A 13782-nucleotide genomic window follows, 5' to 3' on the forward strand; every position below is an offset into this window, starting at 1 on the left:
TGGCGTATATGCTCGTGGAGGGTACGATACTGCGTGGCCCGAACTTCGACCCCATCGAAGGTCGCGTCGTCGTCGAAGACGGGACGATAACGGCTATCGAAGAGGAATCCGTCGAGTCGTCTGACGTCGTCCTTCCTGCGTTCGTCAACGCACACACTCACCTCGGAGACTCCATCGCCAAGGAAGCAGGCGCAGGACTCTCGCTCGAAGAACTGGTCGCTCCTCCCGACGGACTGAAACACCGACTGCTCCGCGCTGCAACGCGTGAGGAGAAAGTCGAAGCGATGCGAAGGTCGGTACGATACATGCAGGCCACTGGAACCGCGTCGTTCCTCGAATTTCGAGAAGGTGGCGTCGAGGGTGTCTACGCATTGCGAGAGGCCGTCGAGGGTCTCGGTATCGAACCGGTCATCCTCGGACGCGAGACGGTCGAAGCGATGGAAGCGGGGGACGGATTCGGTGCGAGTGGTGCGAACGACGCCGATTTTGCCACCGAACGCAACGCGACCGCGAGCGCCGAGAAGTTGTTCGGCATCCACGCGGGGGAAGTCGACGCCAGCGACATCAACCCGGCGCTCGACCTCGCGCCGAACTTTCTGGTGCACGTCGTCCATCCGGAACCGCTCCACCTCGACAGAATCGAAGACAGAGAGATTCCCGTCGCGGTCTGCCCCCGCTCGAATCTCGTCACCGACGTCGGTCTACCGCCGATTCGAGAACTGCTCGACAGGACGACGGTCGCGCTCGGGACCGACAACGTGATGTTGAACAGTCCGTCGATGTTTCGGGAGATGGAGTTCGTATCGAAACTCACCGACGCCTCCTCCCGAGAGGTGCTTCGAATGGCGACCTACAACGGCGCACAGATTGCGGGGCTGAACCGTGGCGTCGTCGAACCGGGTCGAGACGCGAAACTACTCGTCCTCGACGGCGATTCGGACAACCTCACCGGGAGTCGGGACGTGATTCGGTCGGTCGTCCGCCGGGCGGGGTCGGGCGACGTGAAAGACGTCCTCTTGTAAGTGCACAGCCCCGTTGACTTTCGTTTCGAAGGTCACAGGTACCAAACAAGTTAAGACGATACATACCGTGTCATTCGGTAACGTATCCATGTACGACAGAATTCTCGTGCCGACTGACGGCTCGTCGGAGATGAAGTGCGTGGTGGAACACGCCGCCGAACTGGCCGAGGCGCACGAGGCAGAACTACACGCCATCTACGTCGTCAACTCGGCGACATTCGCGAGCCTCCCGATGGAGACCTCGTGGGAGGGCATCAACGACATGCTGCAAGACGAGGGCGAATCCGCACTCGAAGACGTGCGCCGCATCGCAGACCGCTACGACGTCTCGCTCACGACCCACCTCGTCGAAGGACCGCCGAACCGGGAGATCGTTCGCTACGCGGAGCAAGGTGGCTTCGACCTTGTCGTGATGGGGACCCACGGGCGCGGTGGCATCGACCGACTGTTACTCGGAAGCGTCGCAGAGCGTGTCGTTCGTGCCTCGACGGTTCCAGTGCTCACCGTCCGCGTCGGCGAGGACGACGAGCCAGTGAAAGCCGAAGCGAGCGAAGAAGCCAGAGGAAGCACGTAACACGGTGCGTGAGACTCATGCCGGACGCAGGTGTTCGCAGTCGCCCGCGTGAACGCGAACGTCACCGTCGTCAGTCTCGACGACGAGTGCCCCCGGCGTGACGATATCGACCGCTTTTCCGACCACGTCACCGTCCCGCGTTTCGACCCGAACGCACTGGCCGAGCGTCGCTGCGTGTTCGCGCCACGCGGGAAGCACCGCGTCGGGGTCGCTCCTGAGCGCGTCGAACTCCTCCATCAGTCGTTGGACGAAGACTCGGCGGTTCACGCTCCCCGCCGATTCCTGGACGCTCGTCGCGCCCTCGGGAAGGACCGACCCCGGAACGTTGACGTTCACACCGATGCCGACGACGACCCACGAGACGCGGTCCGCTTCGCCCTCCATCTCGGTGAGGATGCCCGCGAGTTTCTCGCTCGTTCCGTCGTCGCCCACGAGGACGTCGTTCGGCCACTTGATCTCCGCCGGAACGCCCGCCTCGCGTGCGGCCCGCGTCACGGCCACTGCGGCGGCGAGCGTCAGAAGAGGCGCGTGTGACGGCGGCAGGTCGGGGCGGAGGACGATACTCAGCCAGACGCCCCCGGAGGGGCCGACCCACTGGCGGTCGAGTCGCCCCCGGCCACCGACCTGCTCGTCAGCCAGCACGACAACGTCTTCCGCGCCCTCTCCCGCCAGTTCGCGCGCCCGGTCGTTCGTACTCTCGATGGATTCGTGATACTCGATTTCGAAGGGGGCGTCCAACCCGTACTCGACTGCCGGGCCGAACTCCGGAAGCTCGTCGACGACGTAGCCCGCGTCGGTACTCTCGATTTCGATCCCTTCCTCACGGAGTGCTTCGACGTGTTTCCACACCGCGTTTCGAGACACGTCGAGGCGGTCTGCGAGTTCCGGCCCGGAAACGGGACCATCGGCGAGTGCGTCCAAGACGGCCCGGCGCGTGTCGTTCATGTCGCTGGATACGGCGAGTCGTGACAAGAATCGTGCGTTCGACGGCGACCGAGAGATGCCGAGAAAATCGGACGACGACCGTTCAGTCCACGACGACTAGCACGTCGCCCATATCGACGCTATCGCCCTCACTGACTGCGACCTGCGTGACGGTGCCGCCGCGCGAGGCGACCACGTCGTTTTCCATCTTCATGGCTTCGAGAACGCAGACCACGTCGCCGGACTGAATCTCGTCGCCTTCTTCGACTTTCACGTCGAGGATGGTGCCTTGCATCTCGGCCGTGACCGTCTCGCCCTCGGCGTCGACGACCGTTTCGCTCCCGCCGCTGCTCCCGCCTGCCGGTTGTGGCTTCTGGCCGCCCGAGGAAGCGTTCGCAGGAATCGTCGCACCGCCGCGCTCTTCGAGGTTGACGTCGAAGCGCTTCCCGTTGACTTCGACCGTGAACTCGCGTTCCACGGCCTCTTCCTCGTCGCTCGTCGCTTCGGTCGAGCCCCACTTCTCCTGGGCTTCGGCCACCCGCTCTTCGTCTAACTGTTCGTCCAGATATTTTGTCGTGTGCTCGCCCGAGACGAACGCCTGGTCTTCGAGCATCACGCGATGGAACGGGATGATGGTGACGACGCCTTCGACGTCGTACTCCGCCAGCGCGCGACGACCGCGAGCGAGACACTCCTCGCGGTCTGCTCCGTGGACGATGAGTTTCGCTATCATCGAGTCGTAATCCGTGACGAGGTCGTCACCTTGCCTGAGCGCGTCGTCGAGGCGAACGCCGACGCCTCCCGGTGGGTCGTACACCTCGAGCGTGCCGCCGCGGGCCGGCGTGAAGTCCTCCGCGGCGTTCTCGGCGTTGATGCGGAACTCCATGGCGTGGCCCTCCAGTTCCACGTCGTCCTGTGCGAAGTCGAGTTCCTCGCCCGCCGCGACTCGAATCTGCCACTTCACGATGTCGATACCCGTCAGTTCCTCGGTGACGCAGTGTTCGACCTGGATGCGGGTGTTCACTTCGAGAAAGTAGAACTCGCCGTCCTCGACGAGGAACTCCACGGTCCCGGCGTTGACGTACTCCGAGGCCTGCACACCCTGCCGGGCCGCCTCCCCTATCTGTTCCCGGAGGGCGTCCGAGAGTGCGGGCGAGGGGCCTTCCTCGATGACTTTCTGGTGCCGACGCTGGAGCGAGCAGTCGCGCTCACCGAGGTGACGGACGTTGCCGTGCTCGTCGGCGATTATCTGTACCTCGATGTGGCGTGGCTGTTCGAGGTAGCGTTCGAGGTAGACCGAGTCGTTGTCGAAGTACGCCTCACCCTCGCGCTGGGCGGATTCGAGCTGGTCTTCGACCTCGTCTTCGGTGCGGACGACCTTCATGCCGCGTCCGCCGCCGCCACCCTCGGCCTTGATGGCGATGGGGTAGCCGTGCTCCTCTCCGAACTCCCGCACTTCTTCGGGGTCCGTGACGGGGTCGGTCGTTCCGGGCACGACCGGCACGTCCGCCTGCTGCATCAGTTTCCGCGCCTGAGTCTTCTCTCCCAGTTGCTCCATCGAATCGCTGGACGGTCCGATCCACGTGACGCCGTCGGTCGCCTCGACCTTCGCGGCGAAATCCGCGTTCTCCGCGAGGAAGCCGTATCCAGGGTGGATGGCGTCCGCACCGGCTTTGGTGGCGGCGTCGATGACGGCTTCATGGTCGAGGTAGGAGTCGGCCGCCCGCGCCGGGCCGACGTTGTACGCTTCGTCGGCGTACCGAACGTGACCACTGTTTCGGTCGGCGTCGCTGTAGACTGCGACGGTGTCGATTCCGAGTTCCTCGCAGGCCCGCATCACGCGAACTGCGATCTCCCCGCGATTGGCGACGAGAACCTTATCGAACATTCTTGCGGAAAGCTATTCGGGTGGGTAACCTCATTCTGTCGGTTCTCCGTCGGGGTCATCGCGCGTCAATGCCGCGTTACCGTTCGGTCGACGACCCGCGGATCGTCCCGCGGCGTTCCCGGGCCGCTCGACGCCGTTCGAATACCGAAATCCACATCCGGCTACGCGACGTATAAAAGACCACCCATGAAACGCTATCTCGTCGCAATCGACGGTTCTCCCGCGAGCACAGGGGCTCTCCAGTACGCTCTCGACCTCGCGGACGACACGGGCGCAAACGTGACCGCAGTCCACGTCGTCGTCCCGGACCAGTTCTTCACGGGCGGTGACAAGCCACCCGCGAGCTTCTCGGAAGCCGACCGTGAACTCCTCCTGTCGAGCATCGAAGACGCCGAAACCCGAGGACAGGAGCTACTGGACGAAGCCGCCGCGCTCGCCGACGACAGAGCGGAAATCGACACCGGTCTCCTGTACGGTGAACCGGTCGACCGAATCACGGAGTACGCCGAGGAGAGCGACTTCGACGCCATCTTCATCGGCCACCGCGGCACCTCGGAACGGTACGAAGGTCTGTTCGGAAGCACCGCCAAACAGGTCGCCGGGCGCGCGACGATTCCCGTCACTATCGTCCGGTAGACGGTATTCTATTAGGTCTCCACGACGACGGGACGAGCATGGACGTAGAGATATCTCACTCGACGCTCTCGGGGACGGCGCGCGCACCGCCGTCGAAGAGCTACACCCACCGGGCGATTCTCGCCGCCGGATACTCGGACGGCGCGCTGGTGTACGACCCCCTCGTCAGCGCCGATACGAAAGCCACGATGCGGGCAGTCGACGCCTTCGGTGGCGACGTACGCGACACGGGCGAAGCCATCGAAATCGACGGGTTCGCCGGGCAGCCGGAGGTCCCGGCGGACGTCATCGACTGTGGAAACAGCGGAACGACCATGCGTCTCGTCTCGGGCACGGCGGCGCTCGTGGAGGGCCTCACCGTCCTGAGCGGTGATTCCTCGCTTCGTTCGCGCCCGCAGGGGCCGATGCTCTCCGCCATCGAGCAGTTAGGTGGTCGCGCCGAGAGCACGCGCGGAAACGGCAAAGCACCGCTCGTGCTGAGAGGCCCCGTGCCGGGTGGGACGGTGTTGATTCCCGGTGACGTCTCCTCGCAGTACGTCTCCTCGCTTTTGATGGCGGGGGCGCTCACGGAGGACGGCGTGACCATCGACCTCGAAACCGAACTCAAGTCGGCACCCTACGTGGACATCACGCTCGAACTGCTGGAGGAGTTCGGCGTCGAAGCCGAACGCGACGGGCGGACCTGCCACGTCGCGGGCGAACAGTTCTACGAACCGACCGACGGCGAGTATCACGTCCCCGGCGACTTCTCGTCCATCTCCTATCTCCTCGCCGCCGGAGCTATCGCCGCGAAAGACGGCGAGAGCGTCCGAATCGAGGGTGCATACCCTAGCGCACAGGGTGACACGTTCATCGTCGAGGTGCTCGACAGGATGGGTGCGGACGTGGACTGGAACCGGAACGACGGCGTGCTCACCGTGCGGAAGTCGTCCCTCTCCGGAGTCGAGGTGGACGTCGGCGACACGCCAGACTTGCTTCCGACCATTGCAGCGCTCGGAGCGGTCGCGGACGGCAAGACGCACGTCGTTAACTGCGAGCACGTCCGCTACAAGGAGACCGACCGCGTAACGGTGATGGCGGACGAACTCTCTAATCTCGGAGCGGACGTCACGGAGGAAGAAGACGCCCTCACGATACACGGCGGGGCGTCGAGCCTTCGGGGAGCGACGGTGAACAGCCACCGCGACCACCGAATCGTGATGGCACTCGCCGTCGCCGGACTCGCTGCCGAGGGGACGACGACGATTACCGGCGGAGAACACGTAGACGTGTCGTTCCCGGACTTCTTCGAGGTGCTCTACGACCTCGGCGCGGACGTCCAGCGATAGTCGACGGCCGCCGTTCACGAGGAATCGTCCACCGCCAGAAGAAAATGTGGTGGACGACTCGCGACGCGACCTGCTCGTGATACACGGCGGTCTCACCCGTGAGGAGATGCTCGCCGCCTTCGCGGCGGCGCGAGTGGCAGACCTGCGTCAAGACGTCGCACTCGTGTTCGTATCCCGGCACGTCGCGGTGATGCCCACGCCGTCCTTGCCGACATCGATAAGAATCGTGTTCTCCGAACAGCCCATCATCCCCCACTCGGCCGACCGCCACATGTCGTTGTCGACCTCGACTTCGACCTGATACGTCCCCGCTTCGAGGACGTTCTTCTGGGTGACGACGCGCCTCGGCCAGAGATGAAATTTATCGTCGAGTCGACGCTTCGAGGCCGTTCCTTCGACGACGACGGAAACGGTTCGGAGTTCGTCGAAGTAGCTGCGAACCCGCAGACTCACCGGTTTCGCCGGTGCGTCGCTGTAGTCCAGCGGAAGACGGCTGAAACAACCGGATACGCCCGTGAGGCCGAGGAGGGCTACGAATCGGCGCCGATTCATCGTTCCGACATTCGCCGTCGAACTATAAAGGTACTTGGAGCGTAGAGCGGCGAAACGTACCGCCTCCTGCAACACCTAAATGGTCTCCCCACACAGCATCACAATGATGAACGGCAACCGATTCGGACGCCTCTTCCAGGTGACGACCTACGGTGAGAGCCACGGTGATGCGATGGGCGTCACCGTCAGCGGCTGTCCCGCAGGCCTCGAACTCTCGGAAGCGGACGTGCAACGCGACCTGGACCGACGAAAACCCGGTCAGTCGATGATAACCACGAGCCGTGACGAACCAGACGCCGTCTCCATCAACAGCGGAACACAGGACGGCTACACGACCGGAACGCCCATCGGAATGGTCATCCAGAATAAGGACGCTCGCTCGGGCAAGTACGAACCGTTCGTCACCGCACCGCGCCCGAGTCACGGCGATTTCACGTACTCCGCGAAGTTCGGCACTCGAAACTGGGGCGGCGGCGGGCGGTCGTCCGCGCGCGAGACGGTAAACTGGGTCGCCGCCGGAGCAATCGCCAAGAAGATTCTCGCGGCGGAAGGAGTCGAACTGAAAGCTCACGTCAACCAGATCGGCGATGTGCGTGCGGACGACGTGAGTTTCGAGGAGATGGTCGAGCACAGCGAGGAAAACGAGGTTCGCTGTGCGGACCCCGACGCCGCAGAAGCGATGCTGGAATCGATAGACGAGTATCAGAGCGAAGGCGACTCCATCGGTGGGTCCATCTACTTCGAAGCGCGCGGCGTCCCACGCGGGCTGGGCGCACCTCGGTTCGACTCCGTCGAAGCGCGTCTCGGCCAGGCCATGATGGCGATACCGGCCACGACGGCGTTCGAGTTCGGGCTCGGACGGGAGGCACGCGAGTGGACGGGCTCGGACCGAAACGACGAGTGGAAGTTCGACAGCGAGTCGCACAGCGACTCGGAAACGAGCGGTGACGAACCGCGAAAACGCGGCGACCCGACGCCCGTCTCGAACCGCCACGGCGGTCTTCAGGGTGGGATTACCACGGGCGAACCGATTTTCGGAGAGGTCACCCTACACGCACCCACGTCGATTCCAAAGACTCAGACCACGGTGGACTGGGAGACCGGAGAGGAAAAAGAGGTGCAGGTCATCGGACGACACGACCCGGTCCTCCCGCCGCGCGGCGTTCCCGTGGTGGAGGCGATGCTGGCGCTGACGCTCGTCGACTTCATGCTCCTCGGCGGTCGCATCAACCCCGACCGACTAGACGGAAATCCCGGCGAGTACGACACGGAATATCATCCGACCGCACCAGACGAGTAACTCTGCGACAGATTCTTGCTACATTCAAACCGTTATTTCAAACATCACCGCCTTCGATACTCACCTCGTGAGTCGTATCCATCCGGACTCTCGTTCGAACCCCCGACTCCGAATTCACCGTCGGAGACCCCATCGAACGGCGAGGAGACACGCTCGCGTGCCTCCTCGGAGTAGAACCGGCTATGAACCGCCTGAAGTCCAGTCAACGACTCCTAAGGAGCCGACGGAAGAGAGTTGATTCGAGAAGGGTGAGCAGTAGCGGAAGAGCATTGACGATGGTGCGAACGTTCGACGGTGGACACACCTTTATTACAAAGAGTATCTTCATAGTAGTTACAGCCCACAGATGAGTGGAGTGGACACGGGATGCGACGAGGACGACCCGACCCCGACTCCCGTCGCAAACGAAACCGGCTATCACGTCTATCACGACGCGACGAACACGCGGCCGCTGAGTGAAACCCTCATCAGTGCTATCGCCGTCGTCCGGAACGTCGATCCGACGGTGGCTCCGATTCCGCTGACCGACGCGGTAGACCCTGACGCACTCGACCTGCTCTTTTCCGACACGCACGGCGGAAAAGAGCGAGACGTCGGATACGTTGTGTTCACGACCGCCGGTCTCGAAGTGTTCGCCCACGCAAACGGCCACGTCTTCATCCGAGAACGAACCGATAAAACAGACGATTCACGTTAGAAAACTATGAGCAGCCCCAACTCGAACGATAGTATTCCCCGAACACCGCCCGCCAACCGACCAGTGACAATCCGAGGAGTATGAGCAGTTTCGCCCCTACCATCGAGTATGGAAAGAGCATCCTCGTCACCGTCCAATCGCTCGGCGAAACCGTTCGACGGACCAGCTTCGAGCACCTCCCTCTTTCGGACGTGAGTTCCGTGGTCGCTGTCACGTACGACCAGTCGGCCGGTTCGTTTCTCCGTACGTGGCGCTCCGCTATCGACACCACGCCGACCGACGTTCGAATCGTCGACGTCGGTCAAACGATGCGTTCGACGGAGAGCGTCTCGCCACAGCAAACCAGCGTGCACGACGTCGTCCGAACCGTCCACCAACCGGGCAACCTACCGAGGGTGGCGAACGAAATCACGTCGGCGCTGGACGAATCGGACGGCGAGACGCTGGTGTTGTTCGACTCGCTCACCACGCTGTTCGAACACGTCTCACTCGCCGGAATGGTGACGTTCTTCGACAGCGTCTCGGCCGCCATCGCCGACTCGGAGGCCGTCGGATACTTCTACCTCGAAACCGGTTCGCACGATGCACCGACCGTGCAGACGCTACGGGTGCTCTCGGACGACACCCTCGAACTCATCGACGACGGTACGGAGTGGAGCATGCGGTCGCTCGAGGACCGAACCGACGACTGTCCGCCACTCGACGTGTTGTTCGACTCCCTCCGCGTCCAGTTGCGACGGGACACACTTCGCTACCTGCTTCGTACGGGCGAACCAGTTAGCGTGGACGAACTGGCGACCGCAGTCGCACCCGATCGGGATGACGATACCGGGACGACCCAGAACACGCTCCGTCGCTACTACACGGCACTGTATCAGTTGCACCTGCCGAAACTCGCCGACGCAGGGCTCGTAGAACACGACGAAACCTCACATCGCGTGTCACTCCGAGAGACGGTGCGGTGGGTAGAACCGTTTCTCGCGCTCACCGATACGTGCCCACGATGAGTAGCGCCTTTTAGCCTCGCGCGACAAACGTCCATATGGACGCTAACCAGGACGTGCTCTCGAACCCGTTCGGGATGGACGAGTCGTGTACGAACTGTGGCCTGTGTGACCACCGCGAGCAGGTCGTTCACGGCTACGGCGACGTCGGTGCCGAGTTTCTCTTCGTCGGCGAGATGCCGAGTGCCGGAGCGGAGAAGACAGGCGTTCCGTTCACGAACGACGACGGCGGAGAACGGTTTCAGGACGTGTTCGGCCGACTGGGACTGAGTGAATCGGCTCCCGACGCCGACGAACCCGAACTCGACAACGCCTTTCTCACCTACCTCACTCGCTGCCGGCACCCCGAACGACCGCCGAGCGACGACGAGATAACGACCTGCGAACCGTATCTGAACGCCGAGATTCGGATGATAAATCCCGAAATCATCGTCCCGGTCGGGCAGCGCGCGCTCACAGCAGCCGCGGCGGAGTACACGACGACGGCGGCAGAGGAGTTCGACGTCGAGTCGGACCACGCGACGACAATTCGGGGGCGAGGGTTCGAACTCGTCCCGATGGTTCATCCGACAGAACAGACCGACGAGCAGGCCGACGCGTTCGTCGAACACGTTCTGGACCTGATGGGTCACGATTACCGGCAGACGAAAGGACGACAGGGTCGGTAGACGGAGCAGTTTTCGCTCAGTTCACCAGTAGGGGTTCTGGCGCCACCGCTTCGAACGCGCGCCGACGAACGCGAGTCCCGCCACGAGAACGGCGACGAGTGCCATCGTGGCGATGGCTGCCACGTCCGAGAGCGTCGTCGTCACCAGCAGTGCGAGTCCGCCGAACACCAGGAGCGCCAGGAGCGCGACACCGAACAGCGCGAGTAGTTTCGTCCAGTACACGACCGAACCGAAGGGGAGCGCAGGCTTAAAATGGTGGCTTTCAAGGCCATCCCGCGCTGACGGAGAGGTATGACTACCATCGCCGTGTTGGCCGACCCGCCGCGCGAGGGGTACGTGTTGCCGGAACTGGCGGCAACCTCGCCGCTCTCCGAATCCGAAGTGACCGAGTTGTACGCCGAGATGCTGAAAGATACGTTCGTCGCTGCCGCGAACAGCGGGGGGGAACTGCTCGTCAACTACCGGTCAGACGACGCGATTCCGGCGGCGTTCGAGAGCGAGACGAGTTCGGAAAACGAACTTCGGGCGCTGGTGGACGAGGCACTGGACGACACGGAAGACGTTCGATTCGAGGTGCAGGTCGGGTCGACGTTCTCCGCCCGCGCCGGGAACACGGCGACCCATCTGCTCGAACGAGAGGAGGTGGCGTCGGTCGCCATCGTAGACGGAACGACGCCGATGTTGACGCGAAAGGAACTCGACAGCGCGGCGATGAAACTTCGGCGGAGCGAGGTGGTCGTCGGACCTGCGGGTGACGGGCGAGTGTACTTCCTGGGTCTGACCGACCCCATCGACTTCGAGGCGGTCTACACGCCGCCGGAAATCGAGACGGTGACCCAGCGGGCGACCGACGCGGGCTACGAGGTCGACTTCCTGCCCGCCATGACGAGCGTCGAGACGGGCGAGGACCTGCGTTCGCTGGTCACGCTCCTGCACGCACGAACCACTGCCGGACGAATCGTCCCGGTCAACACGACGACGTACCTCCACGAACTCGGATTGCGGGTCGAAGCGCGAGACGGCGAGCGCGAACTGGTGCGCTAGTCCGCTGTCGAGACGGACTTCGTCTTCGCCTCGTCGGTATCGAGTTGCCACCCCGTCGTCGCGATGACGAAGAGGACGAGCGGCGAGAGCACGCCGAAGAAGTAGTACGGTGCGTACTGGAGCGTCGGCACGCCGAGTGCGGCCGCCATGTAGACGGCACCCGCGTGCCACGGGATGAGCGCACCGGTCGGCGTGCCGGCGGCTTCGACGGCCCGCGAGAGGTCTCTGTTCTCCAGGCCGTGCTCCTCGTAGAGGTTCCGGAGCGTCATACCGGGGATGACGATGCTCATGTACTGCTGGGCGGTGAGGACGTTCGTGAGAATGGCCGACGCGCCAGTTCCGGCGACGAGGCCACCGACGTTGCTGACCGTCTTCGAGAGATGGTGTGCGAGCACCGCGAGGACGCCCGTCGTCTCCAGGAGTCCCCCGAGGGCGAGTGCCGCGACGACGATACTGACCGTCCACGCAGAGCCTTCGACGCCGCCGCTCGCCAGCAGGTCGGTGACCATCTTCATCCCCGTCTGGGGGCTCGTTCCGCCGAGCAATACCTGCCACGCGGCAGTGAACGACCGGCCCTGGACGAAGAGGGTCGTTCCGACGCCGGAGAAGATACCCGCGATGAGCGACGGGAGGGCGGGATACCCACGGAGTGCGAGGCCGAACGTGACGACGAGCGGGAGGAAGACGAGCGGAGAGACGTGGTACGTGCTCACCAGTGCGGACTGGATGGTCCCGATGCGACCCGACGGAATCGACCCCGTCGCTTGCAGGCCGAGCCAGGCGTAGCCCACCACCGCAAGACCGAAGGCAAGGAGCGTTCCGGCGCGCATCCCGCGGATGTGGTCGTAGAGGTCGGTGTTCGTCACGGCCGCAGCGAGGTTGGTCGTATCGGAGAGCGGCGACTGTTTGTCTCCGGCGTAGGCACCGGAGAGAATCGCGCCCGCAGCCATCGGCGCGGGGATACCGAGGCCGGAGCCGATACCGATGAACGCGACGCCGAGGGTGCCGACCGTCGTCCACGACGAGCCGATAGAGAACGCGACGAGACCCGACAGTACCGCGGTCGCGGGCAGAAAGACCGTGGGAGAGAGCAGTTGCAACCCGTAGTACATCAGCCCCGGAATCGTCCCGGAGCTAATCCACGTTGCGATGAGGGCGTAGATGGTAAAGAGGATGAGCACCGCCTGCAACCCCATCAGGAGGCTGTCGGCGATGCCGTCGTAGAGGTCGTCCCAGGATAGGCCGAGTCCGTAGTACCCGACCAGTCCCGTGAACGCGATGGCCCACAACAGGGGGACGTGTGGGTCCATCTTCAGCCACGCCGACCCGACCCCGAGGAAGAGAACCGTCGCGAGAACTGGCAACAGGGCCAGACCGAGCGACGGTCGCCGGTTCGGCGGCAACTCTGCGTACGTGCGTGGTTCGAAGTCCAGCGAAGGCATCGTACCACGGGGAATGCACTATAGGAATTAAACGGTTGTGATTCAATGCCTCATGATAATATTCCTGTCGTTCAATCTATTCTCCTGGACAGGTCACTCGGACGAGACCGACAGGCCTTAGACCCGGTATCGAGTAGTTCGGCGCGAGGTGGGATGGCAGAGCGGCCTATTGCGCCTGCCTTGAAAGCAGGTGGCGTCAAGCCTCATGGGTTCAAATCCCATTCCCACCGTTTCTCGACGCGAACGGAAGACGTGAGCGTCGAATATGGGAGATGAATTTGAATCAAACCAGTCACAGCCCGCACAGTGAGCGACGTGAGCGGTGAAACCGCGAGTGAGCAAGCGAGCAGGAATGTCTGGGAGTGGTTCAAATCCCATTCCCACAGTTTCTCGGCGCGAACGACCTGAACGCGGCGTAGCACGTGGTCGCTCGTACGAACGAGGAAAGTGCCGGGTGAACTCTCCCGCAACCGGTCGAATCGCTCAGACGATTCGCTCGGCTTCGGCCCGATACCGTTCGAACAGTCGTTCTCCCCAGACGTATGCGTCGTCGTCGGTGTCGGCGAGGACGGTGAGTACGCCGACCATTCGTATTCGGTTAAGACGTAAAACCAGCATACAGTGCTGCATTCACCTCCTCAAGAAGCGTCTGGCGTGACGGAGCTGGTTGTCTCGCCTCTCGATACCACGTGTTCGGGAGATT

At 63.2% G+C, this 13782-nt stretch carries 14 protein-coding genes and 1 tRNA gene; 10 read left to right on the forward strand and 5 right to left on the reverse strand.

What is annotated here, in order from left to right:
* Window positions 1-8 precede the first annotated feature (8 nt).
* Both ACR3FF_RS06765 and ACR3FF_RS06770 read left to right on the forward strand, forming a co-directional pair.
* Window positions 9-1022: an amidohydrolase family protein gene (locus ACR3FF_RS06765; RefSeq protein ID WP_458187174.1), complete on the forward strand. Its 1014-nt coding sequence runs from the start codon at window positions 9-11 to the stop codon at window positions 1020-1022.
* Between the two features lie 88 nt (window positions 1023-1110).
* On the forward strand, window positions 1111-1596 hold the full coding sequence (locus ACR3FF_RS06770) for a universal stress protein (RefSeq protein ID WP_458187176.1): 486 nt from the start codon (window positions 1111-1113) through the stop codon (window positions 1594-1596).
* Between the two features lie 15 nt (window positions 1597-1611).
* On the opposite strand, the gene ACR3FF_RS06775 is transcribed toward ACR3FF_RS06770, so the two are convergent.
* Together ACR3FF_RS06775 and ACR3FF_RS06780 are read right to left on the reverse strand one after the other, a co-directional pair.
* Window positions 1612-2541 (reverse strand): biotin--[acetyl-CoA-carboxylase] ligase, encoded by a 930-nt coding sequence (locus ACR3FF_RS06775; protein WP_458187177.1) that lies wholly within the window; start codon window positions 2539-2541, stop codon window positions 1612-1614.
* Window positions 2542-2623: 82 nt separating this feature from the next.
* Complete coding sequence (locus tag ACR3FF_RS06780; RefSeq protein ID WP_458187179.1) at window positions 2624-4408, reverse strand: acetyl-CoA carboxylase biotin carboxylase subunit; 1785 nt, start codon at window positions 4406-4408, stop codon at window positions 2624-2626.
* Between the two features lie 186 nt (window positions 4409-4594).
* Between ACR3FF_RS06780 and ACR3FF_RS06785 the strand changes: the two genes are divergently transcribed.
* Both ACR3FF_RS06785 and aroA read left to right on the forward strand, forming a co-directional pair.
* Entirely contained in the window at window positions 4595-5044 is a 450-nt protein-coding gene (locus tag ACR3FF_RS06785) for a universal stress protein (RefSeq protein ID WP_458187181.1), read from the forward strand.
* A gap of 38 nt (window positions 5045-5082) precedes the next feature.
* The gene (gene aroA / locus ACR3FF_RS06790; protein WP_458187183.1) at window positions 5083-6372 is read left to right on the forward strand and encodes a 3-phosphoshikimate 1-carboxyvinyltransferase; all 1290 of its coding nucleotides are present in this window, start codon (window positions 5083-5085) and stop codon (window positions 6370-6372) included.
* 147 nt (window positions 6373-6519) lie between these two features.
* Here the strand turns inward: aroA and ACR3FF_RS06795 are convergent, their stop codons facing one another.
* Window positions 6520-6924 (reverse strand): Ig-like domain-containing protein, encoded by a 405-nt coding sequence (locus tag ACR3FF_RS06795; RefSeq protein WP_458187185.1) that lies wholly within the window; start codon window positions 6922-6924, stop codon window positions 6520-6522.
* 106 nt (window positions 6925-7030) lie between these two features.
* Between ACR3FF_RS06795 and aroC the strand changes: the two genes are divergently transcribed.
* The 4 genes from aroC to ACR3FF_RS06815 all read left to right on the forward strand — a co-directional run bounded on the left by aroC (window position 7031) and on the right by ACR3FF_RS06815 (window position 10593).
* Window positions 7031-8224, forward strand: a complete 1194-nt coding sequence (gene aroC / locus ACR3FF_RS06800) for a chorismate synthase (RefSeq protein ID WP_458187198.1) — start codon at window positions 7031-7033, stop codon at window positions 8222-8224.
* Between the two features lie 346 nt (window positions 8225-8570).
* Window positions 8571-8921: a HalOD1 output domain-containing protein gene (locus tag ACR3FF_RS06805; RefSeq protein WP_458187186.1), complete on the forward strand. Its 351-nt coding sequence runs from the start codon at window positions 8571-8573 to the stop codon at window positions 8919-8921.
* A gap of 80 nt (window positions 8922-9001) precedes the next feature.
* The gene (locus tag ACR3FF_RS06810) at window positions 9002-9928 is read left to right on the forward strand and encodes a DUF7504 family protein (RefSeq protein WP_458187187.1); all 927 of its coding nucleotides are present in this window, start codon (window positions 9002-9004) and stop codon (window positions 9926-9928) included.
* A gap of 35 nt (window positions 9929-9963) precedes the next feature.
* The gene (locus ACR3FF_RS06815) at window positions 9964-10593 is read left to right on the forward strand and encodes a uracil-DNA glycosylase (protein ID WP_458187189.1); all 630 of its coding nucleotides are present in this window, start codon (window positions 9964-9966) and stop codon (window positions 10591-10593) included.
* A gap of 21 nt (window positions 10594-10614) precedes the next feature.
* Here ACR3FF_RS06815 and ACR3FF_RS06820 read toward each other — a convergent pair whose 3' ends face one another.
* Window positions 10615-10815, reverse strand: a complete 201-nt coding sequence (locus ACR3FF_RS06820; RefSeq protein ID WP_458187190.1) for a hypothetical protein — start codon at window positions 10813-10815, stop codon at window positions 10615-10617.
* A gap of 69 nt (window positions 10816-10884) precedes the next feature.
* Here ACR3FF_RS06820 and ACR3FF_RS06825 point away from each other — a divergent pair, with 69 nt between their 5' ends.
* Complete coding sequence (locus ACR3FF_RS06825) at window positions 10885-11637, forward strand: TIGR04282 family arsenosugar biosynthesis glycosyltransferase (RefSeq protein ID WP_458187192.1); 753 nt, start codon at window positions 10885-10887, stop codon at window positions 11635-11637.
* Here ACR3FF_RS06825 and arcD read toward each other — a convergent pair.
* Window positions 11634-13079, reverse strand: a complete 1446-nt coding sequence (arcD, locus tag ACR3FF_RS06830; RefSeq protein WP_458187193.1) for an arginine/ornithine antiporter ArcD — start codon at window positions 13077-13079, stop codon at window positions 11634-11636. The genes ACR3FF_RS06825 and arcD overlap by 4 nt on opposite strands.
* A 147-nt stretch (window positions 13080-13226) precedes the next feature.
* Between arcD and ACR3FF_RS06835 the strand changes: the two genes are divergently transcribed.
* Window positions 13227-13309 (forward strand) — tRNA-Ser (locus ACR3FF_RS06835).
* Window positions 13310-13782 lie beyond the last annotated feature (473 nt).

The organism is Haladaptatus ordinarius, from assembly GCF_054177595.1.

Excerpts from the sequence above, each read along its gene's own strand:
- ACR3FF_RS06785 (WP_458187181.1), top strand. The coding sequence starts at position 4,595 with ATGAAACGCTATCTCGTCGCAATCGACGGTTCTCCCGCGAGCACAGGG.
- ACR3FF_RS06775 (WP_458187177.1), bottom strand. The coding sequence starts at position 2,541 with ATGAACGACACGCGCCGGGCCGTCTTGGACGCACTCGCCGATGGTCCC.
- ACR3FF_RS06810 (WP_458187187.1), top strand. The coding sequence starts at position 9,002 with ATGAGCAGTTTCGCCCCTACCATCGAGTATGGAAAGAGCATCCTCGTC.
- ACR3FF_RS06815 (WP_458187189.1), top strand. The coding sequence starts at position 9,964 with ATGGACGCTAACCAGGACGTGCTCTCGAACCCGTTCGGGATGGACGAG.
- aroC (WP_458187198.1), top strand. The coding sequence starts at position 7,031 with ATGAACGGCAACCGATTCGGACGCCTCTTCCAGGTGACGACCTACGGT.
- arcD (WP_458187193.1), bottom strand. The coding sequence starts at position 13,079 with ATGCCTTCGCTGGACTTCGAACCACGCACGTACGCAGAGTTGCCGCCG.
- ACR3FF_RS06765 (WP_458187174.1), top strand. The coding sequence starts at position 9 with ATGCTCGTGGAGGGTACGATACTGCGTGGCCCGAACTTCGACCCCATC.
- ACR3FF_RS06770 (WP_458187176.1), top strand. The coding sequence starts at position 1,111 with ATGTACGACAGAATTCTCGTGCCGACTGACGGCTCGTCGGAGATGAAG.
- aroA (WP_458187183.1), top strand. The coding sequence starts at position 5,083 with ATGGACGTAGAGATATCTCACTCGACGCTCTCGGGGACGGCGCGCGCA.
- ACR3FF_RS06795 (WP_458187185.1), bottom strand. The coding sequence starts at position 6,924 with ATGAATCGGCGCCGATTCGTAGCCCTCCTCGGCCTCACGGGCGTATCC.
- ACR3FF_RS06825 (WP_458187192.1), top strand. The coding sequence starts at position 10,885 with ATGACTACCATCGCCGTGTTGGCCGACCCGCCGCGCGAGGGGTACGTG.
- ACR3FF_RS06780 (WP_458187179.1), bottom strand. The coding sequence starts at position 4,408 with ATGTTCGATAAGGTTCTCGTCGCCAATCGCGGGGAGATCGCAGTTCGC.
- ACR3FF_RS06805 (WP_458187186.1), top strand. The coding sequence starts at position 8,571 with ATGAGTGGAGTGGACACGGGATGCGACGAGGACGACCCGACCCCGACT.